This window comes from Phreatobacter sp. AB_2022a (assembly GCF_026847585.1).
In the GTDB taxonomy this organism is placed as follows: Bacteria; Pseudomonadota; Alphaproteobacteria; order Rhizobiales; family Phreatobacteraceae; genus Phreatobacter.
This window is the reverse complement of the sequence record NZ_JAPSET010000013.1, coordinates 110527-134621: the sequence shown is the minus strand read 5'-3', so window position 1 is coordinate 134621 and position 24095 is coordinate 110527. Positions and strand designations below refer to the sequence as shown.

The 24095-nt window shown below is 68.4% G+C and carries 24 protein-coding genes; 16 read left to right on the top strand and 8 right to left on the bottom strand.

What is annotated here, in order from left to right:
- Positions 1 to 141: 141 nt before the first annotated feature.
- The 4 genes from OZ671_RS12020 to rpmG all read left to right on the top strand — a co-directional run bounded on the left by OZ671_RS12020 (position 142) and on the right by rpmG (position 4970).
- Positions 142 to 1947, top strand: a complete 1806-nt coding sequence (locus OZ671_RS12020; RefSeq protein WP_268860969.1) for a NirA family protein — start codon at positions 142 to 144, stop codon at positions 1945 to 1947.
- Positions 1944 to 3563, top strand: a complete 1620-nt coding sequence (locus tag OZ671_RS12015) for a sulfite reductase subunit alpha (protein ID WP_268860968.1) — start codon at positions 1944 to 1946, stop codon at positions 3561 to 3563. The genes OZ671_RS12020 and OZ671_RS12015 overlap by 4 nt, the downstream gene beginning before the upstream one ends.
- Positions 3564 to 3571: 8 nt before the next feature.
- Entirely contained in the window at positions 3572 to 4693 is a 1122-nt protein-coding gene (locus OZ671_RS12010; protein ID WP_268860967.1) for an NAD(P)-dependent oxidoreductase, read from the top strand.
- Between the two features lie 109 nt (positions 4694 to 4802).
- A complete protein-coding gene (gene rpmG, locus OZ671_RS12005; RefSeq protein ID WP_268860966.1) occupies positions 4803 to 4970 on the top strand; it encodes a 50S ribosomal protein L33 in 168 nt (55 codons plus the stop codon).
- Here the strand turns inward: rpmG and OZ671_RS12000 are convergent.
- A complete protein-coding gene (locus tag OZ671_RS12000) occupies positions 4963 to 5898 on the bottom strand; it encodes a hypothetical protein (protein ID WP_268860965.1) in 936 nt (311 codons plus the stop codon). The two genes, rpmG and OZ671_RS12000, sit on opposite strands and share 8 nt — an antisense overlap.
- Before the next feature lie 173 nt (positions 5899 to 6071).
- Here OZ671_RS12000 and gstA point away from each other — a divergent pair, with 173 nt between their 5' ends.
- A complete protein-coding gene (gene gstA / locus OZ671_RS11995) occupies positions 6072 to 6683 on the top strand; it encodes a glutathione transferase GstA (RefSeq protein ID WP_268860964.1) in 612 nt (203 codons plus the stop codon).
- Positions 6684 to 6743: 60 nt separating this feature from the next.
- On the opposite strand, the gene OZ671_RS11990 is transcribed toward gstA, so the two are convergent.
- Complete coding sequence (locus OZ671_RS11990) at positions 6744 to 8399, bottom strand: AMP-binding protein (protein WP_268860963.1); 1656 nt, start codon at positions 8397 to 8399, stop codon at positions 6744 to 6746.
- Between the two features lie 267 nt (positions 8400 to 8666).
- On the opposite strand from OZ671_RS11990, the gene OZ671_RS11985 reads away from it, so the two are divergent.
- Entirely contained in the window at positions 8667 to 9059 is a 393-nt protein-coding gene (locus tag OZ671_RS11985) for a GFA family protein (protein WP_268860962.1), read from the top strand.
- 288 nt (positions 9060 to 9347) lie between these two features.
- Here OZ671_RS11985 and OZ671_RS11980 read toward each other — a convergent pair whose 3' ends face one another.
- Both OZ671_RS11980 and OZ671_RS11975 read right to left on the bottom strand, forming a co-directional pair.
- Positions 9348 to 10721 carry a PleD family two-component system response regulator gene (locus OZ671_RS11980; protein ID WP_268860961.1) on the bottom strand — a complete coding sequence of 458 codons (1374 nt, stop codon included), beginning with the start codon at positions 10719 to 10721 and terminating at the stop codon, positions 9348 to 9350.
- A gap of 20 nt (positions 10722 to 10741) precedes the next feature.
- Positions 10742 to 11113, bottom strand: coding sequence for a response regulator (locus tag OZ671_RS11975; protein WP_268860960.1), 372 nt, complete (start codon positions 11111 to 11113; stop codon positions 10742 to 10744).
- A gap of 93 nt (positions 11114 to 11206) precedes the next feature.
- On the opposite strand from OZ671_RS11975, the gene OZ671_RS11970 reads away from it, so the two are divergent.
- The 3 genes from OZ671_RS11970 (at position 11207) to cml (ending at position 14243) form a co-directional block, all read left to right on the top strand.
- Positions 11207 to 11509 carry a DUF3572 domain-containing protein gene (locus OZ671_RS11970; protein WP_268860959.1) on the top strand — a complete coding sequence of 101 codons (303 nt, stop codon included), beginning with the start codon at positions 11207 to 11209 and terminating at the stop codon, positions 11507 to 11509.
- A gap of 45 nt (positions 11510 to 11554) precedes the next feature.
- A complete protein-coding gene (locus tag OZ671_RS11965) occupies positions 11555 to 12817 on the top strand; it encodes a DNA polymerase IV (RefSeq protein WP_268860958.1) in 1263 nt (420 codons plus the stop codon).
- Positions 12818 to 13037: 220 nt separating this feature from the next.
- On the top strand, positions 13038 to 14243 hold the full coding sequence (cml, locus tag OZ671_RS11960) for a CmlA/FloR family chloramphenicol efflux MFS transporter (protein WP_268860957.1): 1206 nt from the start codon (positions 13038 to 13040) through the stop codon (positions 14241 to 14243).
- Between the two features lie 30 nt (positions 14244 to 14273).
- On the opposite strand, the gene OZ671_RS11955 is transcribed toward cml, so the two are convergent.
- Entirely contained in the window at positions 14274 to 15101 is an 828-nt protein-coding gene (locus OZ671_RS11955) for a cell envelope integrity EipB family protein (protein ID WP_103168447.1), read from the bottom strand.
- Between the two features lie 208 nt (positions 15102 to 15309).
- Here OZ671_RS11955 and OZ671_RS11950 point away from each other — a divergent pair, with 208 nt between their 5' ends.
- The 7 genes from OZ671_RS11950 (at position 15310) to OZ671_RS11920 (ending at position 20271) form a co-directional block, all read left to right on the top strand.
- On the top strand, positions 15310 to 15768 hold the full coding sequence (locus OZ671_RS11950) for a RidA family protein (protein ID WP_268860956.1): 459 nt from the start codon (positions 15310 to 15312) through the stop codon (positions 15766 to 15768).
- 177 nt (positions 15769 to 15945) lie between these two features.
- Positions 15946 to 16476, top strand: coding sequence for a RidA family protein (locus OZ671_RS11945; RefSeq protein ID WP_268860955.1), 531 nt, complete (start codon positions 15946 to 15948; stop codon positions 16474 to 16476).
- On the top strand, positions 16476 to 17231 hold the full coding sequence (locus OZ671_RS11940) for a glycerophosphodiester phosphodiesterase family protein (RefSeq protein ID WP_268860954.1): 756 nt from the start codon (positions 16476 to 16478) through the stop codon (positions 17229 to 17231). The genes OZ671_RS11945 and OZ671_RS11940 overlap by 1 nt, the downstream gene beginning before the upstream one ends.
- Before the next feature lie 11 nt (positions 17232 to 17242).
- On the top strand, positions 17243 to 18430 hold the full coding sequence (locus OZ671_RS11935) for a GNAT family N-acetyltransferase (RefSeq protein WP_268860953.1): 1188 nt from the start codon (positions 17243 to 17245) through the stop codon (positions 18428 to 18430).
- 567 nt (positions 18431 to 18997) lie between these two features.
- Complete coding sequence (locus tag OZ671_RS11930; RefSeq protein ID WP_268860952.1) at positions 18998 to 19261, top strand: twin-arginine translocation (Tat); 264 nt, start codon at positions 18998 to 19000, stop codon at positions 19259 to 19261.
- 187 nt (positions 19262 to 19448) lie between these two features.
- The gene (locus tag OZ671_RS11925) at positions 19449 to 19757 is read left to right on the top strand and encodes a hypothetical protein (protein WP_038313521.1); all 309 of its coding nucleotides are present in this window, start codon (positions 19449 to 19451) and stop codon (positions 19755 to 19757) included.
- 76 nt (positions 19758 to 19833) lie between these two features.
- Entirely contained in the window at positions 19834 to 20271 is a 438-nt protein-coding gene (locus OZ671_RS11920) for an HIT family protein (protein WP_038313524.1), read from the top strand.
- 85 nt (positions 20272 to 20356) lie between these two features.
- Here the strand turns inward: OZ671_RS11920 and OZ671_RS11915 are convergent, their stop codons facing one another.
- The 3 genes from OZ671_RS11915 to clpA all read right to left on the bottom strand — a co-directional run bounded on the left by OZ671_RS11915 (position 20357) and on the right by clpA (position 24087).
- Positions 20357 to 20707 (bottom strand): AzlD domain-containing protein, encoded by a 351-nt coding sequence (locus tag OZ671_RS11915; RefSeq protein WP_268860951.1) that lies wholly within the window; start codon positions 20705 to 20707, stop codon positions 20357 to 20359.
- A complete protein-coding gene (locus tag OZ671_RS11910; RefSeq protein ID WP_268860950.1) occupies positions 20704 to 21444 on the bottom strand; it encodes an AzlC family ABC transporter permease in 741 nt (246 codons plus the stop codon). The genes OZ671_RS11915 and OZ671_RS11910 overlap by 4 nt, the downstream gene beginning before the upstream one ends.
- Positions 21445 to 21597: 153 nt before the next feature.
- Positions 21598 to 24087, bottom strand: coding sequence for an ATP-dependent Clp protease ATP-binding subunit ClpA (gene clpA / locus OZ671_RS11905; RefSeq protein WP_038313529.1), 2490 nt, complete (start codon positions 24085 to 24087; stop codon positions 21598 to 21600).
- Positions 24088 to 24095 lie beyond the last annotated feature (8 nt).

Below are 24095 nucleotides of genomic sequence, written 5' to 3'. Positions count from 1 at the left end.
CACGAAGAGCCGCAACAGCCTGATATGGCCTGTTTTTCCGCCATCGCTCCGGCCCTGGCATTGGCCTTGCTCGACCCTGTCCCGACCCTTTGAACGGCCGCCAACGACGCCGGCCCCTGGCTTGTTCATGACGGGGAGCGGATGGCTCAGGACTTCAGTGCGGATCAGAAGCGCTATCTCGAAGGCTACGTGGCGGGCGCCGCGGCGGCGCGGGCCGTTGGCGGGCTCGGCGCGGGGCCCGCTGCCGCCGCATCGGCGCAACCGGCCGGCCCGGATGCCGAACATGTCGCCGCCCAGGATGCCCAGAGCGCCGCAGGCCGGAAGCTGGTCGACCAGGAAAAGTGGAAGCGCGAGCAGCACCCTTTCGAGGCCTATCGGCGGCTCGCGGCGGAGGCCGCGACCGGCAAGCTGCCGCCGCCGCCCGACAATTTCCGCTGGCGCTATTTCGGGCTGTTCAATGTCGCCCCGGCGCAGGACAGCTTCATGCTGCGCATGCGCCTGCCGAACGGCATCCTCAAGGCGCATCAGCTCGCCGGGCTCGCCGATCTCGCCACCCGTTTCGGCGGCGGCGCGCTCGACGTCACCACCCGCGCCAATCTGCAGATGCGCGAAATCCGGCCGGAGAACGCCGCGGCGCTGCTCGAGGAGCTGATGGATCTCGGCATCGTCGCGCGCGGCTCGGGCGCCGACAATATCCGCAACGTCACCGGTTCGCCGCTCGCCGGCATCGATCCGGCGGAACTCATCGACACCCGGCCGCTTTGCCGGCAATGGCATTTCCATATCCTCGCCGATCGGACGCTCTATGGGCTGCCGCGCAAGTTCAACGTGTCCTTCGACGGCGGCGGGGTCTCGCCGGCCCTCGAGGAGACCAATGATGTCGGCTTCCAGGCGGTCGTGGTCCGCGACGGCGCGCCGGTGCCACCCGGGACCTACCTGCGGCTCGTTCTGGGGGGCATTTCCGGACACCAGGATCTCGCCCGTCCGACCGGCGCCTTCTGCAGGCCGGACCAGGCGAGCGCGGTGGCCGATGCCATCGTCAGGGTGTTCATCGCCCATGGCGATCGCTGCAACCGCAACCGGGCAAGGCTGAAATACCTGCTGGACGACTGGGGGTTCGCGACCTTCCTCGCCAAGGTCGAGGAGCGGTTCGGCGCGCCGCTCGCGCGGATCGACGAAGCCTTCGTCGCGCCCCGGCCGGCAAGCCGCCGGGATGCCCATATCGGCGTCCATCCGCAGCGCCAGCCCGGCCTCAACTGGATCGGCATCGCCGTGCCGGTCGGTCGCCTGACGGTCGCGCAGGCGGCCGGCCTTGCCGCCATCGCCCGGGAATGCGGCGATGGCGATATCCGCCTGACCGTCTGGCAGAACCTCATCCTGTCGGGGATTCCGGACGCAAGGGTCGCCGCCGCCGAGGCGGCCGTGGCGGCGCTCGGCCTTGAGACGGCGGCAAGCCCGATCCGCGCAGGGCTCGTCGCCTGCACCGGCAATGCCGGCTGCAAGTTCGCGGCGGCCAATACCAAGGCCGATGCGCTGGCGATCGCCCGGCATGTCGAGGCTCATCTGACCCTGGACGTTCCGGTCAACGTGCACCTGACTGGCTGCCATCATTCCTGCGCCCAGCACTATATCGGCGATGTCGGCCTCATCGGCGCACGCGTGCCGGTCAATGACGATGGCGACACGGTCGAGGGCTACGACATCGCGGTCGGCGGCGGCTTCGCCGAAAATGCCCGCATCGGCCGGGTGATCTGGAAAGGCGTCGCGGCGAACGAAGCGCCGCGCCATGTCGCGGCGCTGCTTGCGGCCTATCGCACCCATCGGCGGGGGCCTGAAGAGGGTTTCCAGGCCTTCACCCTGCGCCACGACATCGCGGCGCTCGACGCGCTGGCGGCGCCGCTGCTCGCTGAAAGCGCACGGTCGACCATGCCGGAGGCCGCCGAATGACCGCGCTGCCGGTGACGCCGATCCTTGCCCTGGTACCGGAGAGCGCGCCGTTCTCACCCGAGCAGCGCGCCTGGCTCTCCGGCTTCTTTTCCGCAGCGCTCGCGCCCGGTGGCGTGCCCGGAGCGGTGGGCATTGCCGCTCCAGCCGATACGGGAGCGGCGGCGCCCGCGGCGCTCGCCAGCAACGATGCGGCACCCTGGCACGATCCCTCCATGCCGCTCGACGAGCGCATGCGGCTTGCCGACGGCCAGCCGATCGCGCCGCGCCTGATGGCGGCCATGGCGCAGCAGGATTGCGGGCAATGCGGCTACAGCTGCGCCGACTATGCCAATGCGCTGGCCGGCAAGGCGGAAGAGCGGCTCAATCTGTGCGTGCCGGGCGGCAAGGAGACGCTGCGCATGCTGAAGGCGCTGGCGCCGGAAATCGGCGCGGCGTCGGCGGCTGCCACCCTGCCCGTCCCGGCCGCGGCCGGCGCGGCGCCCGAGCGCCCGAAGAGCCCGGTGCCCGGCCGGTCGCGCGAAGCGCCGGTCGCCGCGCGCTTCCTGACGCGTCGCCGGCTCAATGCGGAAGGCTCCGAGAAACAGACCTTCCATGTCGAACTCGACCTCGGCGACAGCGGTCTCGACTATGTCGTCGGCGACGCCTTCGGCGTCTTCGCCCGCAACGATCCGGGGCTCGTCGATCAGATCATCGCGCTGATCGGCGCCTCGCCCATCGCGCCGGTGCGCGGCAAGACGCTGCGCGACCTGCTGATCGAGGATCTCTCGCTCGCGCCGGCGCCCGACCAGCTGTTCGAGCTCGTGTCGTTCCTGACCGGTGGCACCCAGCGCGCCAAGGCGCGCGCGCTCGCGGCCGGCGAGGATCCGGACGGCGATGCGGCCCATTTGGACGTCATGGCGGTCATGCTGAAGTTTGCCGGCGTCAGGCCGCATCCGGAGGTCTTCGTCGAAGCTTTGGAGCCGCTGCAGCCGCGACTCTATTCCATCTCCTCCTCGATCAAGGCGCTGCCCGGCCGGGTGTCGCTGACCGTCGACGCGGTGCGCTACCAGATCGGCCGGCGGCTGCGGCTGGGATGCGCCTCGACCTATCTGAGCGAGCGGGCCCGTGCCGGCGAGGCCGTGCAGGTCTATGTGCAGCGGGCGCATGGCTTCGGCCTGCCCGCCGATCCCGCCGTCCCGGTCATCATGGTCGGTCCGGGAACCGGCATAGCGCCGTTCCGTGCCTTTCTGCAGGATCGCGGCGCCGACGGTGCGGGCGGACCGAACTGGCTGTTCTATGGCCATCAGCGCCAGGCAACCGACTTCTTCTATGCCGAGGAGCTTGCGGCGATGAAGAAGGCCGGGCTGCTGACACGCCTCTCGCTCGCCTGGTCGCGCGACGGAACGGAGAAGGTCTATGTCCAGGACCGCATGCGCGAGAACGGCCAGGATCTCTGGCGCTGGCTTGCCGACGGCGCCCATTTCTACGTCTGCGGCGACGCCAAGCGCATGGCACGCGACGTCGAGGCCGCGCTGGTCGACATCGTCGCGCGGCACGGCGCGCGCACGGTGGACGAGGCGGTGGCCTTCGTTCAGGACCTGAAAAAGGCCGGCCGCTATCAGGCGGACGTCTATTGAGGTCCGCGATGATCGAGGCGACTGCCGAGCGGCGGGACAGGATCGGGCCGCTGGCGGTCCTGCCGCTCTTCTGGGCGCTCGGCGGGCGGCAGGCCCTGGTCGCCGGCGGATGCGACGCGGCGGCCTGGAAAGCCGAGCTGCTGGCAGCCGCGGGCGCGCGCGTCCTGGTGGCGTCAGAGGCACCGGGGGATGCGCTAAGCGCCCTCGCGGCGCGCTGGCCGGATGGCGCCATCACGCTCCGCGACCGCGGCTGGGATCCCGCCTGTTTCGAGGGAATGACGATTGCGGTCGGGGCCTTTGCCGCCGATGCGGAGGCCGAGGGCTTCCGGGCCGCGGCGCGCGCCGCCGGGGTTCCCGTCAACCTCGTCGACAGGCCCGCGCTGTGCGATTTCAGCTTCGGCGGCATCGTCAACCGTTCGCCGCTCGTCGTCGGCATCGCGACCGACGGCGCGGCGCCGGTCTTCGGCCAGCAGGTACGCAGCCGAATCGAGGCGCTGCTGCCGCCCGGCATCGCCGCCTGGGCCGCCGTCGCCAAGAGCTGGCGGCCTCGCATCATGGCGCGCGACCTTCCCGCCGCCGCGCGGCGGCGGCTCTGGTCGCGCTTTGCCGCCATGGCGCTCGATGGCACCGGCACGCCGCCGGATGCACGTGACCTCGACCGGCTGCTCGCCCCGGACATCGCGACGGCACCGGCGGGCGGCCGGGTGATTCTGGTCGGCGCCGGGCCGGGCGAGCCGGATCTCGTAACGCTCAAGGCGGCGCGGGCGCTGCTGGCCGCCGATGTCATCGTCCATCAGGGCCCTTGCCTGTCGGCGTGCCTCGATCTCGCCCGGCGCGAGGCCAGGCGCTTCGATGTCGGCGGCGCGAATGCTGGTGCGATCGCCGCCCTGCTCGCCCGTTTCGCCCGTTCCGGCCGCGAGACGGTCCTGCTGATCCCGGGCGATGCCCGTGCAAATCCCCTCGCCGTGGCGGTCTCGGCGCGGCTCGAGGTGGCATCCGTCGCGGTTTCGGTCGTTGCCGGCGTCGCCGAAGCGACCCACGCGCAAACACCGGGCGCCGTGCCCACGCCGGCTGCCGGCGCGCCGCGGTTCGGCATGCCGGCAGGCGTCGCCGCCGCGCCTTTTTCTTGACAAGCAGGGCGCGACCTGTCACATCGGCGGCCAATCAGCCGGCGGCGACGCGGCGGGCATGCGCCTGCTATTCCCAACGTTCGGCGACGTTTTTCTCGCGAGGACGAAAATGGCCAAGGCCGCCACCATCAAGATCAAACTCGTGTCGACTGCGGATACCGGCTTCTTCTATGTCACCCAGAAGAACTCCCGCACCATGACCGACAAGCTGTCGAAGAAGAAGTACGACCCGATCGCGCGCAAGCACGTCGAGTTCAAGGAAGCCAAGATCAAGTAAGACGGCTTCTCCCGACTTTTCCGCATGCTGAAATGGCCCCTTCCGGGGCCATTTTTGTTGAATGGGGCCCGCAGGCCAGAGCCGTCGCCGTCCCCGTCGCGCGGCGACCGATTGCCTGGCGCGTCGGTGTCTGGGCGATGTCGAATGCATGCGTATCCGGATCGAGCCGGATGACGAGCCGATAGTTCGCCACCTGCTCGCGGGGCACGTCGCGCGGCGCTTCCAGATGCATCTGGCCGCCGAACCATTCGCCCGGCAGCACCGTATGATCCTTCATGATCGTCTCTTCGAAGCGGCCGATCGCCTCCTCGCCGCGGTCCGCGGATGCGATCATGGTCGCCGTGCCGGCACCGGCGAGCGAGCCGGCGAGGACGGCGTTGCGATAGGTCGGCTGGCCCGAGGCGACCGCGGCGCCCGCGCCGATCATGACGGCGCCGAGAATGAGACCGGTGATCTGGGCCGTGCGCTCCTCCTGGACCAGTTGCTCGTAGCTGATCACCTGGAGCGGGCGCGGCGTGCCGCCGACATTGAGCTCGGCATTGACGGTGGCCAGGGTGAAATTGACCGGCGCCGAACCGCCATTCTGGATGGCGACCACAAAGATCGGCCGTTGTCCGCGCCCTTGCTCGCGCAGCTTCGGGCTGATCACCACCCGCGTCACCGAGTCGGTCGAGACGATGGCCGACCGGCCGTCGCGGTAAATCGGCATTTGCGCGGCGGATGTCGGCCGGAATGAAACGCGATCCTGCGTGACACAGCCGGCCAGCATCGCTGCCGCGATTGCGACGGACATGACCCTACGCATGATTGATACCCCCCAAACGTGCGTCTGTGGCGCACTGCAGCCGCACGCTGGTGTTCGCGGGCCGGACGTCAAGCCGGCGGCGCGCCGCCCAGTCGCATGCCCGGCGGCCGATCCGGCGGTCATCGGGAGGATCGGCGACCCTGACGGCCCAGACCTGCGCGGGGAATGGTTTCTATCGCATCGGCCTCTCGACGCAGATGCCGTCACCTCTCCGCAGGGGCTATGGTAGATCGAACTTGCCTTCACGCTGCCGGCCGGCCTCTCGGTCCGGCATTTCCTACGAGGAGCTTTCGTCCATGAAGCTGTATTATTCTCCCGGCGCCTGTTCGCTCGCCCCGCATATCGTCGCTGAGGAGCTGGGACTGCCGCTTCAGCTGGAAAAGGTGGCGCTCGCCACCAAGACCACCGAGGCGGGAGCCGACTATTTCGCGGTCAATCCGAAGGGGTCGGTGCCGGCGCTGCAGCTCGACAATGGCGATGTGCTCACAGAGGGCCCGGCCATCTCGCAATATCTCGCGGATCAGAAGCCCGGCTCGACCATCGCCCCCGCCAACGGCACCATGGCGCGCTCGCGCCTGCAGGAAATGCTGAACTATATCTCGACCGAGATCCACAAGACCTACAGCCCGCTGTTCCGGCCCGATACGGTGGCGGAAACCCGCACGGAGCGGGAGGCGTACCTGCGCCGGCGCTACGGCCTCATCGAGAAGATCCTCTCCGGCCAGCCCTTCCTGCTCGGCAACGATTTCACCGCGGCGGACGCCTATCTCTTCACGGTGACCAACTGGGCCCGCATCCTCAAGCTCGACCTGTCCGAATTCCCCTCGCTGCTGGCGTTCCAGAAGCGTGTCGCCGAGCGGCCGGCGGTCAAGGCCGCGATGACCGCCGAAGGTCTGATCAAGGCCTGACGGCCCCTGCGCCCCGCCGGACATCCGCGCGGGGCGTTTCCTTGGCCGCTGCGGCGCCGATCAGGTGCCGGCCTTGCGGATCTTGTCGATCTCGGCCTGCCGCAGCAGGAAACGCTGCACCTTGCCACTCGGCGTCTTCGGCAACTGCGTGACGAATTCGATGTCGCGCGGATAGGCATGGGCGGAAAGCCGGCCCTTCACATGGAGCCGAAGCTCCTCGGCGAGCGCGGCGTCGCCGACGGCCTTGTCGGCCAGCACCACGAAGGCCTTGACGATTTCCGTGCGTTGCGGGTCCGGCACGCCGATGACGGCGGCCTCGATTACCGCGGGATGCTCGACCAGGGCGCTCTCGACGTCGAAGGGACCGATGCGGTAGCCCGAGGAGGTGATGACGTCATCGCCCCGGCCGACATAGGTGAAGGTGCCGTCCGGCTCCATCTGGACGAAATCGCCTGACCGGTAGTAGCCGCCGGCAATGCTCGGCGTCTCCTTTTTCCAGTAGCCGGAGAACCAGTGCAGCGGCGAGCGCGCAAGATCGGTGGCGAGTTCTCCCGGTTCGCCCGGCGGCAACTCCCGACCATCGACCGACAGCACGACGATCCGGATGCCAGGTGTGGCAAGGCCGGCGGAACCGGCATGCACCGCGTGTTTCAGGCGATGATGATTGACCACCACCATGCCGGTCTCGGTCTGGCCGTAATGGTCGTGGATCGGCACGGCGAGGTGATCGCGGAACCAGGTGATGACGGCCGGGTTGAGCGGCTCGCCGGCGCTGGAGACGACGCGTAGCCGTCCCTTGACGGCTTCCGCCGCCGCCGGTCCCGCCGCCATCAGCAGCCGGTAGGCGGTCGGCGCGCCCGCGAGATTGGTAATGCCGTAGCGCCTGATCATCGCATAGGTGCTGTCGGCGGTGAACGGCCCGTCGTAGAAGGTGGTGGCGTGCCCCATCAGGAGCGGTCCGGTCACCGCGTAGTAGAGGCCGTAGGCCCAGCCGGGGTCGGCAATGTTCCAGAACACGTCCTCAGGCCTGAGATCGACCGCGTCGCGCATATAGACCTGGAACGACAGCAGCGCCTTGATCGGCACCGGCACTCCCTTCGGCGCCCCGGTCGTGCCGGATGTGGACATCATCAGGAAGCGGTCTTCGCCGGTCAGCATGACCGGCTCGAACTGCTCGGCCTCGGCGGCGAGCGCTGCGTGAAAGTCGATGTCGCCCGGGCGGGGCGCATCGACCATGGCGACGGGCGGACAGTTCGCCACATCGTCGAGCTTGGCGCGGTTGGCCGCATTGGTGACCACCAGCCTGGCTTCGCTCGTGTCGAAGCGCTGCTCGATGGCCTTGGGCCCGAAGGCGGTGAACAGCGGCTGATAGACGGCCCCGGCGCGCCAGGTGCCGAGAATGACGACCAGCAGGTCGGGCGTGCGCGGCAGCATGCCGGCCACCACGTCGCCAGGGCCGACGCCGTGGCGCGCGAGAAGGTTGGCGAAGCGCGCTGCGCCGGCTTTCAGCTCCGCGAAAGTCACCGTGCCGCGCCGCCCCTCCTGGCTCTCCCAGATCAGCGCCGTACGACCGCTGGCGGCATGCCGGTCGCAGCATTCGACGCAGACATTGATGCCGCCGGCAAGGCTGCCGGACAGGGCCGCGGCCTCGGCCGCAGGGCTGAAGCGCGCGATGGCTTCGGCATAAGTCACGGTCTCGCCTCGTGTTTCTGTCATGCCACATCTCCCCGGTCTCAGTCGCTGGCACGCGCCGCAGGCATATATATCGGGTCAGGCGGTGTCGGCCGGCCGTGACGCCGCATCGGTTAGCGCGCCGGCCGAGGCTTGGCGACTCCGCCGAACAGCACATGAAGCAAAGCGGGGCTCCATCACCCGCGATGCGCCACGGCGGGGCGTCGCGCCACCTGCTCGGCGCGGGCGATTGCCACCAGGCCGCCCTTCGCGGCACATGGTCCATGCACCTGACCGTCAAGGAGGCGCAACATGGACCGGTTCACCGGCAGCTGCCTGTGCGGCAATGTCCGCATCGTGGCGTCGGGACGTCCCTATCGGGTCGGCCTCTGCCATTGCCTCGACTGCCGCAAGCATCACGGCGCTCTTTTCCATGCATCCGCGATCTTTCCCCAGGATGCGGTCGCGGTCGAAGGCGAAACGCGCGGCCATGCTGGCCGCTTCTTCTGCCCGACCTGCGGCTCACCCATGTTCGGGCGCAGCGCGGATGAAATCGAAGTCAATCTCGGGGTGCTGGACGCGCCGAACCGGCTGACGCCGACCTATGAAAGCTGGATCATCCGGCGCGAGGCCTGGCTGCCGCCGTTTCCGCTCGCCCGGCGATACGAGCGCGATCGCGACGCGGCGGAGCGATCCGAGGCATAGCTTGCGGGATATTGGCGACCGGCGACGGTGGCCGGCCGGACAAGGCGCAACAGGGAGAGGCCATCCCTGCCCGGTCCGACCGGCCGACCCCACGATCCCAGGACATGCGGCGGACCTGAGCATGCGCAGGGTATGGCGCCGCGATCGGGGAGCCTAGCCGCCGGCCAGGGCGGCTTCAACGAGTGCGGCCAGGCTTGGCCGAGGCCGGTCGTCTTAACGTAAAGAGAGTGAGCGGGAGATCGCGGAATTCCGCGATATTCCGGCGAAACGGCGGGGCGACCCGGCCGGTCAGGCGGCGTCGAGCACCACGCGGTTGCGGCCGCTGCGCTTGGCCTGGTAGAGCGCCTGGTCGGCGCGCTTGACCAGCGGCTCGGCGCCGCTGTCGGTCGGCCGGCACTGCGCCATGCCGATCGACACGGTGACATCGATCGCGCGGGCGCCCTTCTGGATCGGGAACGGCTCGCCGGCGACCCGCGCGCGGATCCTTTCGGCAACGATCGAGGCGACGCTGGCGTCGGTATCCGGCATGATGACGACGAACTCCTCGCCGCCCAGGCGGCAGGTCAGGTCGATGCCCCGGACGTTCTTGCGGATGCGCGCGGCAAACTCGCGCAGCACCTCGTCGCCGACATCGTGGCCATGCGTGTCGTTGACAGCCTTGAAATGATCGATGTCGAGGATGAGCACCGACAGCGGCTTGCCGCGCAGGATCGCCTGCTCCACCAGGGTGCCGAGATGGCGCTCCATGTAGCGGCGATTGTGCAGTCCGGTCAGCGCATCGGTGATGGCCATCTCGATCGATTGCTGGACATTGTCGCGCAGGCGGTCGGAATAGCGCTTCTTGCGCACCTGGGTGCGGACCCGGGCCGACATCTCGTTCCGGTCGATCGGCCGCATCAGATAGTCGTTGATGCCGATGTCGAGGCCGCGCATCAGGCGGGCGTCGTCCTCCGGCTCGGCCATGACGAGCAGCGGCAGGCCGCGCGTGCGCTCCAGCGAGCGGATCTGCGAGCAGAGCCGCAGCGGATCGAAATCGGCAAGGCTCAGCGACACCATGGCAAGGTCGTAATCGCCCTCGGCCGCGCGGAACAGGGCTTCCTGCGCGCGGGTCTCGACATCGACCCGCTGCTGCTTGTGCAGCGCCTGGACGATGCGCTCGACCGAGGACTGGCGGTCGTCCACCACCAGGACGCGGCCGTGGAGTCCGTTGTCGCTGACCGTCTCCAGCCGCGGATCGCCGATGCCGATCTCGAACGAGGTCATGGCGCGCATGCGCAGCTCGTCCTGCACCATTTTCAGGCGGGCGAGCGAGCGCACGCGCGTGACGAGCGCGAGATCGTTGACTGGCTTGGTCAGGAAATCGTCGGCGCCGGCCTCGAGTCCCCTGACCCGGTCGGAGGGCTGGTCGAGCGCGGTGACCATGACGACCGGAATATGCTGGGTGGCGGTGCTCGACTTGAGGCGCCGGCACACCTCGAAGCCGTCCATGTCGGGCATCATCACGTCGAGCAGGACGATGTCGCATTGCGCGCGCTCGCAGATGGCCAGCGCTTCCGGGCCGGACATGGCGGTGATGACGTCGAAATATTCGGCCGACAGGCGCGCTTCGAGCAGCTTCACATTGGCCAGGATGTCATCGACGACGAGGACCCGCGCGGTCATGACGTTGCTTCCTCGCGTTCTCAGGCTGCGCCCAGGAAGTGGCGCACGGTCTCGATGAACTTGGCGACCGAGATCGGCTTGGACAGGTAGGCCTCGCAGCCGCCGGCCCTGATCCGCTCCTCGTCGCCCTTCATGGCGAAGGCAGTGACCGCGATGACCGGAATATGCCTGATCGTCTCGTCTTCCTTGATCCAGCGCGTGACATCGAGGCCGGAGACTTCCGGCAGCTGAATGTCCATCAGGATCAGGTCCGGCCGGTGACTGCGGGCGAGCGTCAGCGCCTCAGTGCCGTTGCGGGTCTGAATGGTCCGGTAGCCGTTGGCTTCCAGGAGATCGTGGAAGAGCTTCATGTTCAGCTCGTTGTCTTCCACGATCATGACTGTCTTCGACATCGCATGATCCGTAACATCGCAAGATCCGGCCAGTTGCCGCACCTTGTTGAATGGGACACAAGGTAGCCGGGATTCCTTTCAGAAAGGCAAACCATGGCACCAGCCCGGGACAGTGGCGGCCGCGCCGCGGCCGAGGAGATGGCGGTCAAGGCGCTGGCATTCCTTGCCGCCGAGCCGGATCGGCTGGAGCGCTTCCTGGCGCTTGCCGGCATCGATGCGGGGGCGATCCGCGACGCCGCGCGCCAGCCGGGCTTTCTCGGCGCGGTCATGGAGCACCTGATGTCGGACGAGCCGCTGCTGCTGGGCTTTGCCGCGCATGAGGGCGTCACGCCGGAAACGGTGGTCAAGACGGCGCGGGCGCTCGGCATCGTGCCCTGGGAACGCGGCTTCGCCTGACCGGCCCCTTGCCGGCGTTCCGGCCCGGCCCCAAGATCATCCGCCATGGCCATTCTCGCCTTCTGCCGGGACTGTTTCGCGACCTTCGCGCCGACAGCGGCGCGCTGTACGGCCTGCGGCTCGCCGCGCATCGTCAGGCACGACGAGCTCGACACGCTGGCCATCGCCCATGTCGACTGCGACGCCTTCTATGCAGCGATCGAGAAGCGCGACGATCCATCGCTCGCGGACCGGCCGCTGATCGTCGGCGGCGGCAAGCGGGGGGTCGTCTCGACCTGCTGCTATCTTGCCCGCATCAATGGCGTGCGCTCCGCCATGCCCATGTTCAAGGCGCTGGAACTGTGCCCCGACGCCGTCGTGCTGCCGCCCAACATGGAGAAATATGCCCGCGTCGGACGCGAGGTGCGCGATGCGATGCGGGCGCTGACGCCGCTGGTCGAGCCCCTGTCGATCGACGAGGCCTTTCTCGATCTCAGTGGCACCGACCGGCTGCACGGCGCGCCGCCCGCCCTGGTGCTGGCCCGTTTTGCCAAGGCCGTGGAGCGCGGCATCGGCATCACCGTGTCGATCGGCCTGTCGCACAACAAGTTCCTGGCCAAGACCGCCTCCGACCTCGACAAGCCGAGGGGCTTCGCCGTGATCGGCCGGGCCGAGACGCTCGACTTTCTCGGACCCCGGCCGGTCTCCACCATCTGGGGCGTCGGCAAGGCCATGACGCAGACGCTCGAACGTGACGGGCTGCGGCGCATTGCCGATCTCCGCCGTTTCGACGAGGCCGAGCTGATGCGCCGCTACGGGGTGGTCGGCCAGCGGCTGTCGCGCCTCGCCCGCGGCATCGACGGCCGCAAGGTTTCACCCGACGACGAAACCAAGTCGATTTCGGCCGAGACCACCTTCGACACCGACATCCGGGACGGCCGCACCCTGGAGAAGCGCCTGTTTCCACTGTGCGAGAAAGTGTCGAGCCGCATGAAGGCGCAAGGCTTCGCCGGCTCGACGGTGACGCTCAAGCTCAAGAGCTCCGATTTCAAGCTGCGCAGCCGCTCGCGCACCCTGTCCTCGCCCACCGTGCTCGCCGCACGCCTGTTCGAGGCGGGGCGCGACATGCTGGCGAAGGAAGCCGACGGCACCGCCTATCGCCTGATCGGCATCGGCCTTTCGGATCTCACCAGTCTCGACAAGGCGGATCCGGCCGATCTCGTCGACACCTCGATCGCCAGGAACGTCAAGGTCGAGGGCGCGGTCGACGCGCTGCGTGCAAAATTCGGCAGGGCGGCGGTCGTCAAGGGCATCACCCTCGACGACTAGCGGCCGGCCTGCCGGCCGCCATTCTCCGTCGGGCAAGGTTGCTCGCGCCGGCACGGGCTGCTAACCGGCATTCGGTCATTGGGAGCTGCGCCATGAAAGGCGGTCCGTCCGCAACCCGCTGAGCCGCAACAACCCGGTCGTTGTTGCGGCGGTCTGCATTTTCGGAACCATGATCGAGGCAGGTCGCCGCCAAACTCCCCGTTTGTGCGGATGATCGCTCATGTCCCATCTCATCAGGCCCGCTGCCACCGCGCAGCGCCGGCCCCCCTCCCTGCCGTCGGCGCTGCTGCTGATGGCGCCGTTCGACCTCATCGCATCGCTGGCCATGGACATCTACCTGCCGGTGGTACCGCTCATGCCGGGCGCGCTCGATGCGTCGCCGGGGCTCGTCCAGCTCACGCTCAGCCTCTACATGGCGGCGCTCGGGCTCGGCCAGGTCCTCTTCGGCCCGCTGTCGGACCGCATCGGACGCCGGCCCGTCGTCATCGGCGGCGCGCTGCTCTTCGCCACGGCGTCGTTCGGCCTCGCCGCGACCAGCAGCGGGCCTGTCTTCGTCGCCTTGCGCGCCGTCCAGGGCCTTGCGGCATCCGCGACGTTGGTTGCGACCTTCGCCACCGTCCGCGATGTCTATGCCGACCGGCCCGAAGGCACCCTCGTCTATGGCCTGTTCAGCGCGATGCTCGCCTTCGTGCCGGCGCTCGGCCCGATCCTCGGCGCGCTGATCGCCTGGCAATGGGGCTGGCGCGCGATCTTCGCCACCCTCGGGCTGCTGGCGCTCGCCGCCGCCCTGCAGGCCCTCGCGCGCTGGCCCGAAACGCGTCCTGACCGGGCGCGCATTCCGGCTCGGAGGTCGGGCGCGATCCTGCGCAGCGGTGCGTTCTGGACCTATACGCTTGGCTTCGCGGCGGCCATGGGCACCTTTTTCGTGTTCTTCTCGATTGCGCCGCGCATCCTGATCTCTCGCCTCGGCCTGTCGGAACTCGCCTTCAGCATCGCCTTCGCGTCGGTCGCTCTGGTGATGATCGTGGTTGCCCGCCTCGCGCGCGGCCTGCCGGCGCGTCGGGGCATCGACGGCACGCTGGTGCGCGGGCTCGGTATCATGCTGGCCGGCGCCGGCCTGCTTGCCGGCCTTTCCGGCAGCGGCGGGCCGTCGCTTGCCGCGATCCTCGCGCCGATGTGGGTGATGGCGGCCGGCATGGTGCTGGTCGTCTCGGTGACCGCCAATGGCGCGCTTGCCGGCTTCGATGACCGGGCCGGCGCGGCGGTGGCACTCTACTACGCCGTCCAGAGCGCGATCGTCGGCGCCGCCGGAACGCTTGCCGTCATCGCCCTGCCCGCCGACACCGCATGGCCGCTCGTCGCCTATTGCGCAGCCATGGGGACGATCACCCTCGCGGCGCTCGGCCTGCTCAGGCGGAGCGGCTGAAGGCCTTCGCCGGGAGCCCCTGCCGGTCACTCAGCGGCTGCAGGGGTTCTCGGCCAGCCACTCGATCCGGCTGAGCGTACCGCGCAGCGCAAACTCGCCGTAATTGACCACGAGCTGGCGCGAAACGCCGTTCTCGTAGAGCTCGAAGGCAATGGAATAGGCCGGCGTCGGGCTGTCCTTGCCAGCTTCGAAATAGCTGATCGTCACCGGCCAGCGGGCGAGCTGCGCCAGGCGCGGATCGCGTGCGGCCTCCTCCACCTCGCCACCGGCGCCGGGCTCGATGCGCCGGCCGATCACCGCGGTCGCATTGTAGAGCTTGGTGCCGGTCTCGGCGCCGTCATAGACCTTGACCTCGAGGATCGTCTGGCCAGCGCGGGCGGCATCGATGATCCGGCGCAGATGTTCGGTCGGAAAGATCGTCTGGCCGTCGATCTCGGATTGCGCCGGCCGCGGCTTGGTGACGGCGATGCGGATGCCGCCGGCGGCGCGGGTCGCATTGCCGTCCGTCTCCTCGCGCGGCGTGCCGTTCTCGGTCGAACGCGACGTGAAGCGGAAGCCGGTGCCGTCGCCCTCCTCGAAATTGGCCGTGCGCACGTCCATCACGACCGGATTGCCGTTGACCACCAGCTCGACCACCTGGCGGAACGTCGTCGAATAACCCTCGCAGACATTGCCTGTGGTCTCGAACAGGATGCGGCCGCGGGCGGTGTCGACGCCGCGGGCGGCGCGCCGGCCGTCGAGCGCGAGATCGTAGACACCCCGGTGCGGCGTCAGCACCGGTTCCGCCGCAAAAGCCGCCGGCACCGACGCGCTGACCAGGAGAGCTGCGGCGAGTGCGAGCGGGCGGATCGACGGCATATGTGGCTCCAGGACTCAAGGGCGCTCCGAATGGCCAGCATAGGAGGGCGGATCGGAGGCGACAACGCGGCGCCGCTGTGTCCGGCGCGGACGATCCGGGCCGCCCGGCCGGCGGGCCGTGCCGGGAATCCTTGCCTTGCGCCGCCCGCCGCCTTCGGGCAGGTTCCGGCGCCGCCCTTATCTCGTGCGAAGCCCCCGGGGATCTGCCATGTCGACCATTGCCAACCGTCTCGCCGAACTCGGTATCAACCTGCCGACTCCGGTCGCTCCGATCGCCAATTACGTGCCCTTCGTGCGCACCGGCAACCAGCTCGTCGTCTCCGGCCAGATCTCGCTTGCGCCGGAAGGCCTGCTGGCTGGCAAGCTCGGCGGCGGCGTATCGATCGAGGACGGCCAGAAGGCCGCGCGCCAGGCGGCGATCAATGTGCTCGCCCAGATCCAGGCGGCCGTCGGCAATCTCGACAATGTCGTGCGAATCGTCAGGCTCGGCGGCTTCATCAACTGCACGCCGGATTTCGTCGACGCTCCCAAGGTGATGAACGGCGCCTCGGACCTGATGGTCGAGGTGTTCGGCGAGAAGGGCCGCCATGCCCGCTCGACGATCGGCGTCGCGGCGCTGCCGGTGAACGCGGCCGTCGAGGTCGAGGCCCTGGTCGAGATCGCCTGACGATGCGGCGGGCGGCCATGCGCCGCCCGCGTCATTCTGCGCGTCACGCGGCAACGGCAGTGGACTTGTCGCCCGCAGCCTGACAATCATCATGTCCGGGCCTCCGCGAAGGTGCCCTGGACGGTTGGCATGCGCGCCGTTCGGCGCTTCCGCCTCCGGCTGCCGAAGGGGGGAGACATGTTCGATCGCCGCAGGTTCCTGACGGTTCTCGGCGCAGCCGTGGTGGCCGGAAGCCGGCCGGGTTTCGCCACGGGTTCGGCCGCAGGCCGCCTGACCGAACTCGGCATCAGCCTGCCGACGGCAGCCGCGCCGATCGCCAACTACGTTCCCTTCGTGCGCACCGGCAGCCTGCTTGTCGTCTCCGGGCAGCTTTCGGCCGGACCGCAAGGCGTGCTGACGGGCAAGCTCGGCGGTGGGGTGTCGATCGAGGACGGCCAGAAGGCGGCGCGCCAGGCTGCGATCAATGTGCTCGCCCAGATCCAGGCGGCGACCGGCGATCTCGACAAGGTCACACGCATCGTCCGGCTCGGCGGCTTCATCAACTGCACGCCGGACTTTGCCGATGCGGCAAAGGTGATGAACGGAGCTTCCGATCTGATGGTCCAGGTGTTCGGCGACAAGGGCCGTCACTCGCGCTCGACCATCGGTGTCGCCGCCCTGCCCGCCAATGCCCTGGTCGAAGTCGAAGCCCTGGTCGAGGTTGCGTGATGGCTGCGCCCGATGATCTCCGCTGGCTGGTGGCCAGGCCGATCGCCCATCGCGGCCTGCATGGCCTGGAGGCGGGCGTGGTCGAGAACCAGCCACGTGCCTTCGCGACGGCGGTCGCCGGCGGTTATGCCATCGAATGCGACGTCCAGCCCAGCGCGGACGGCGAGGCCATGGTGTTTCACGACCATACGCTGGACCGGCTGACCGAGGCCGGCGGGCGGGTCGATGCCCTGACCGCCGCCGCCCTCAGGACGGTCGCCTTCAAGGCGACCGCCGACCGGATGCTGGCGCTGCCGGAGCTGTTCGCGCTGGTCGCCGGCCGCGTGCCGCTGGTGGTGGAGATCAAGTCGGAATTCGACGGCAAGCTTGGCCTCACCCAGCGCGTGGCCAAGCTAGCGAGCGCCTATCAGGGGCCGCTGGCACTCATGTCCTTTGATCCGGGGCCGATCGCCTGGCTGAAGGCCAATGCGCCCGGTCTGGTGCGCGGCATCGTTGCCGAATCGACCCCCACCGGCGCGGCCTGGGCGCGCATGCCGGCTGAGATGAAGCGGGATCTGGCCGCGCTCAGTCATTTTCCGGCGACCGATCCGCATTTCCTGTCGTGGAAGATCGCCGACATGCCGAACGCCGCGACCGTGCTCTATCGCAGCGCTTTGAAACGGCCGGTGATCTGCTGGACGGTGCGCACCGATGACGAGCGTTTGAACGGCGCGCGCCACGCCGACCAAGTGACGTTCGAGGGCTACCGGGCTTAGTATAGGCGGAGATGAGCGCCCCGCCCTTCACCATCCGCATCGTCTCGCGCCTTGCCGAGATTCCCGCCGCCGACTGGAATGCCTGCGCCGCCGACGAAACCGGTGCGGTGGATCCGTTCCTCGACCATGCCTTCTTCCTGTCGCTCGAGGAGTCGGGGTCAGCGGTGCGCGCGACCGGCTGGCTCGGCCATCACCTCGTGCTGGAGGACGCGGCCGGGCGGATCCAGGGCGTGCTGCCGTGCTACCTGAAGAGCCATTCGCGCGGCGAATATGTCTTCGACTATGGCTGGGCCGAGGCCTATGAGCGTGCCGGCGGACGCTACTATCCGAAGCTGCAGGCCAGCGTGCCGTTCACGCCGGCGACGGGACGGCGCCTGCTGGCCCGGCCCGGCCCCCAGCAGGCCCTGGCGCGCACCGCCCTCGCCCAGGGCGCGGCCCAGGTCGCGCTGCAGCGCGGGGTCTCCTCGCTGCACGTCACCTTCTGCACCCGCGACGAATGGGAGCTGATGGGCGCGGCCGGCTATCTCCAGCGCACCGACACGCAGTTCCATTTCGAGAATGCCGGCTATGCCGATTTCGACGCCTTCCTGACCGCCCTCTCCTCGCGCAAGCGCAAGGTGATCAGGCGCGAAAGGCGCGCGGCGCTCGAGGGGCGCGGCATTACCATTCGCCGGCTAACCGGTGGCGCGCTGACCGAGGCGGTGTGGGATGCGTTCTTCGCCTTCTATACCGATACCGGCTCGCGCAAATGGGGCAGCCCCTACCTGACCCGGTCGTTCTTTTCTCTGATCGGCGCGCGCATGGCCGACCGGATCCTGCTGATCATGGCCGAGCGCGAGGGCCGCTACATTGCCGGCGCCATCAATTTCATTGGCCGCGACGTGCTGTATGGCCGTCACTGGGGCTGCATCGAGGACCATCCGTTCCTGCATTTCGAGGTCTGCTACTACCAGGCGATCGACTATGCCATCAGCGCCGGATTGCAGCGCGTGGAGGCCGGCGCGCAAGGCGAACACAAATTGGCGCGCGGCTACCGGCCGGTCGAGACCCTGTCGGCCCATTTCATCACGGACCGGGGCCTGCGCCGGGCGGTCGGCGACTATCTGGAGCGCGAGCGCCGGCATGTGACCGAGGCGATCGACGAACTCGACGCGCTCGCGCCATTCCGCCGGCCAGGCGCGGAGAACGAACCGGACTGATGGTGAATAGCCGGTAAACATCCGGTCGATTCGTGCGGCGAGGCTGCGGTTTCTGAACGCCAGATAAACGCTTGCGATATTGGCAGTTCAGATTGCGCGGCTCATTCTGGCCGCAGTCGGATCGTCCGACACCGTCATAAGGAGAGGTTCCATGTTGGATCGTCGCGCTTTCTTCGCCACCCTGGTCGGTGGTGTCGCGGCCGCCGCAATCGCCGGCAGCAAGGTCGCCGAGGCCGCCCCGCTCGTCGCCGAGACCCTGACCCCCGCTCCCGCCGCGACGTCCGCCGAGCCGGCCGCGGCCGAGCCGGTCGAAATGCATGGTCAGCGGCACGGGCACCGTCACGGCCATCGCCATCATCGCCACCGGCATCACAGGCACCGTCATCACCGGCATCACCGTCGGCATCGCCACTGAGCGATGAGGTGACCGCCCGGCATCCTCGCGATGCCGGGCGTCTTCTTTGATTTCCGAACGTTCTACGGGAATACCCAGACGAACTGCCGCAAGGGAATGTGTAGTATCGCGACAATGGGGCGCTCTGCCAATTTCATCATGGAGGAATTGACATGCTGCATCGTCGTACATTTCTGGTACTCCTCGCCGGTGCTGCCGCGCTCGCTGGCACCGCCGCTGCGGAAGCCGGTCCGGCCCCGACCCCCGCTGCGCCGCCGGCCATGCCGCCGGGCACGCCTTCCGCCGGGACCTCCGCCGCGCAGGCGACAGGCGCCGAACCCCGCGAAATGCAATACTGGTACTGGCGTCGCCGCCGTCGCTGGGGCTGGCGCAGGCGCTATTGGCGCCGCCGCTACTGGCGCCGCGGCTACTGGTAAGGCGCGCGTCACCACCGGCCGACATGGCCAGCAGCATCCGGCCGGCGCCGACCGTGGTCAGGCGCCGGCAACCATTTGCTGAAATTATCCGACACAGACGGGAAACATACCGATGCTAGGCAACGCGCATTCCGTAGGATGGCCCGCGTCACGGAATCCCGAAGCCTGATACGTTCTGGAGATGCCCATGCTTGATCGTCGTTCGTTCCTGGCCGTCATTGCCGGCGCTGCAGCCGCTGGCGTTGCCGCAAGCCGGGCCGAGGCCGCGCCCGTCGCTGCCGGGGCTCAGTCTGCCGCGAACACGCCGACCACGGTTGCCGGGCTGCGCGAGAGCCTGAGCGCTACGCCGGCCGCCGAGCCGCGCGAGATGCAATACTATTATCGCCGCTACTATTACCGTCGTCCGGTCTATGTCTACCGGCGCCGACCGCGGCTGGTGCGGCGCTGCTTCTGGACCGGCTATGGCCGCGTCTGCCGCCTCTATCGCGTCTGGTAAGCCCTGCGCCGACCTCGCTTGACGGCCGCCTGACGGCCTGCGACACCCTCGCACAGACCAGCGCGAGGGTGTTTTCATGTCCGTGCCCGCCTACGATTCCAGCAATATCTTCGCCCGCATTCTCCGGGGCGAACTGCCGGCCACCAAGGTCTACGAGACCGACCGGGTCCTGGCCTTCATGGACATCATGCCGCGTGCCGACGGCCATGTTCTGGTGATCCCGAAAAGCCCGGCCCGCAACCTCCTGGACATTGCGCCCGACGACCTCGCCGAGCTCGCCAAGGCGACGCAGATCGTCGGCAAGGCCGTGAAGGCCGGCATGGGGGCCGACGGCCTGACCATCCAGCAGTTCAATGAAAGCGCCGGTGGCCAGGTCGTCTTCCACATCCACGTCCATGTGCTGCCGCGCTGGGAAGGCGTCGCCCTGCGCCCACATACCGGCGCGATGGCCGATCCCGCGGTTCTCGCGCAGCATGCCGAAAAGATCCGTGCTGCTCTCGGTGGCGGCGAATAGCGAATGGCGGGCAAGGCCCCGGAGGGGACGGACGATAGCTGACGCGTGCGGCGGCATCCCCCGCGTGCCATTCGCCTCCCGCCCCTCACCTCAGTCCGAGCCAGAAGGCCGAGCCGACCACGATGATTTCGGCGACGGCGACGCCCGCCAGCACCGAGCGGCGGGCGAGCCAATAGGCCGCGACGCCGGCGGCAATGGCGCCGGCGCGCCAGCCGAGCGGCAGCCCGGCGAGCACGCCGGCGGGATAGAAGGCAAGCTTGGCGACGACCGCTGCGAGCGTCGCGGTGGCAACCGCCCGCACCCACAGCAGGATCTCCGAGCCTTCGTTCAGGCCGCGGCCAAGCACCAGGCCGAGCCAGCGCCAGACCTCGCTCGGCAGGAAGCCGGCGATGATCAGCGCAAGATAGGGCGTCAGGTCGCTGCCGACGAGCGTCATGCCGCGGCCCTCGGCCGCAGAAGCCGTGCGGCGAGATAGGCCAGCGTGCCGCCGCCGAGCCCCGCCCAGAGCAGTTCGAGGCCATCGCCGGCGAGCGAGGCGAGCGGCAGCCCGCCAATGCCGATGCCGATGGCCAGCCGGTCGGACAAAGTGCGGGCCGTGGTGAACAGCGACAGAAGGAAAAAGATCGGGGTCAGGAACAGGAGCCCGGCCGCGAAGGCATGGGGAATGATGCCGGCAAGGCCGTAGCCGGCGGCGGTGGCAAGGGTCGCCGAGGCGAGCAGGCCGGTCGCCAGCCCGAGAAAGAAGGGCACCCTGCCCTCGCTGTCGACCGAAGGCAGCAGCCTGAGGCCTTCGACCCAGATCGAGATCGCCACCATGTGCGTGCAGAGGATCATGATCAGCGGGTGGCGCCGCCTGTCGGTGCGCAGATAGGGCATGAGCGACACGACCATGGGCAGGAGCCGCACCGAGGACAGGCCGACCGTCAGCCCGACCGCGAGCCAGGTGGCGCCGGTGCCGAGGCCGTTGACCAGAATGAGGTGGGCCGGTCCCGCCCAGATGAGCAGGGTCGCGAGCATGGCCCAGGCGAGCGGCATGCCGAAATCGGCGCAGACCGAGCCGATGCCGACGAAGGTCGCCGCCAGGATCACGGCGGGCAGGCCAGCCGACTGCCTGAGGCCCCGGCGGTACCAGCCGGCCTGCGAGATCGTTTGGGGGGGCGATGCGGTGGTCATGACCGCCGCCAAAATTCGCGGTCCGCGGCAGGAAGGCAAGATCCGCCCATGCATGTGGCCCATTCCGCGTGCGGCCCGAGGGGCCCGCCCTTCCAAAAGCAGAGCCCCGGCACTGGGCCGGGGCTCGGATCGGTCAAGCAGGTCGCTTGCAGGTCATTCGGTCTTGAGCGGAACCTTCGGCACGGAGCCCGACGGCCGCTTCGGCTCGACCGGCACCGGCAGGCCGCCCTGGCCGCCGCCCTTGCCACTGCCGCGGGGCTTGCGCTTCGGCGCCGCCTTGGCGGCGCTGCGCTTGACGCTCGCCCGCTTGACGATGGCGCGGACGTCCGGCGCCACCGGCTCGGGCTTCGGCGTGACCGGGCCCTGCGGGTGATCGAAACCGAGAACGGGGAAGCCCTCCTCGTCCTTCTCGACGATCACGCGGACATGGCCGCCATTCTTCAGCCGGCCGAACAGCAGGTCCTCGGCCAGCGGCTTCTTGATATATTCCTGGATCACGCGGGCCATCGGCCGCGCGCCCATCTGTTCGTCGTAGCCGCGCTCGATCAGCCATTCCTTGGCATCGGGCGACAGCTCGATCGTCACCTGCCGGTCGGCGAGCTGCGCCTCGAGCTGCATGACGAACTTCTCGACGACATTGCCGATCACCTCGGACGAGAGATGGCCGAAGGCGATCACCGCATCCAGGCGATTGCGGAATTCCGGCGCGAACAGCCGGTTGATCGCTTCGGTATCGTCGCCCACGCGCTTGGTGCGCGTGAACCCGATCGCCGGCTTTGCGAGGTCGGCCGCCCCCGCATTGGTGGTCATGATCAGGATGACATTGCGGAAATCGACCGACTTGCCGTTGTGATCGGTGAGTTTGCCGTGATCCATGATCTGCAGGAGGATATTGAACAGATCCGGATGGGCCTTTTCGATCTCGTCGAGCAGCAGCACGCAATAGGGGTTCTGGTCGACGCCGTCGGTCAACAGGCCGCCCTGGTCGAAGCCGACATAGCCGGGAGGCGCGCCGATCAGCCGGGAGACGGTGTGGCGCTCCATATATTCCGACATGTCGAAGCGCAGCAGCTGCACGCCGAGAACGGAGGCGAGCTGCTTGGCGACCTCGGTCTTGCCGACGCCGGTCGGGCCGGAGAACAGGTAGTTGCCGATCGGCTTTTCCGGCTCCCTGAGGCCTGCGCGGGCGAGCTTGATCGATGCGGACAGCGCCTCGATCGCCTTGTCCTGACCGTAGACGACCCGCTTCAGCGTGGTCTCGATGTTACGCAGGATCTCGGCATCGTCCTTGGAGACGGTCTTGGGCGGGATGCGCGCCATGGTGGCGATCGTCGCCTCGATCTCCTTCAGCCCGATCACCTTCTTGCGCTTGGCTTCCGGCACCAGCATCTGGGCCGCGCCCGACTCGTCGATCACGTCGATCGCCTTGTCCGGCAGCTTGCGGTCATGGATGTAGCGCGCCGACAGCTCCACCGCGGCCTTGATCGCCTCGTTGGTGTAGCGCAGGCGGTGATAGGTCTCGAAGGTGGTCTTCAGGCCCTTGAGGATCTCGATCGTATCGGGCACCGAGGGCTCGTTGACGTCGATCTTCTGGAACCTGCGCACCAGCGCCCGGTCCTTCTCGAAATACTGGCGGTATTCCTTGTAGGTTGTGGAGCCCATGCAGCGCAGCGTGCCCTGGGCGAGCGCCGGCTTCAGGAGGTTGGAGGCATCCATGGCGCCGCCGGAGGTGGCACCCGCGCCGATCACGGTGTGGATCTCGTCGATGAACATGATCGCCTTGGGGTGGGCTTCCACCTCCTTGATGACCTGCTTCAGCCGCTCCTCGAAGTCGCCGCGGTAGCGGGTTCCAGCGAGCAGCGTGCCCATGTCGAGCGAGAACACGGTGGCATCGCGCAGCACTTCGGGCACGTCGTTCTCGACGATACGCTTGGCGAGGCCCTCGGCGATGGCGGTCTTGCCGACGCCCGGGTCACCGACGAACAGCGGGTTGTTCTTCTGCCGGCGGCACAGGACCTGGATGGTGCGGCTGATCTCCGTGTCGCGGCCGATCAGCGGGTCGATCCGGCCTTCGCGCGCCTTCTTGTTCAGGTTGACGCAATAGGTGTCGAGCGCGTCGCCCTTCTTCTTTTCCTCGGTCGTCTTGTCCTTGGCCTCTTCGGGCTCGTCGGCGCCCTTGGGCAGGCGCGGCTCAGACAGGCCGGCGCGCTTGGCGATGCCGTGCGAGATGTAGTTGACCGCGTCGTAGCGCGTCATGTCCTGTTCCTGCAGGAAATAGGCGGCGTGGCTCTCTCGCTCGGCGAAGATCGCGACGAGGACATTGGCGCCCGTCACCTCCTCGCGGCCCGACGACTGGACATGAATGACCGCGCGCTGGATGACGCGCTGGAAGCCGGCGGTCGGCTTGGAATCCTCCGAGCCGTCGGTGATGAGATTTTCGAGCTCGGCGTCGATGTATCCGACGAGGCTCTTGCGCAGCTTTTCGAGGTCGACGCTGCAGGCCTTCATGACGGCCGCGGCGTCCTGGTCCTCGACCAGCGCCAGAAGCAGGTGCTCGAGCGTCGCATATTCGTGCCGGCGCTCGTTGGCGAGCGCCAGTGCCCGATGAAGCGATTGTTCCAGACTGCGAGAAAATGAGGGCAAGGGAACCT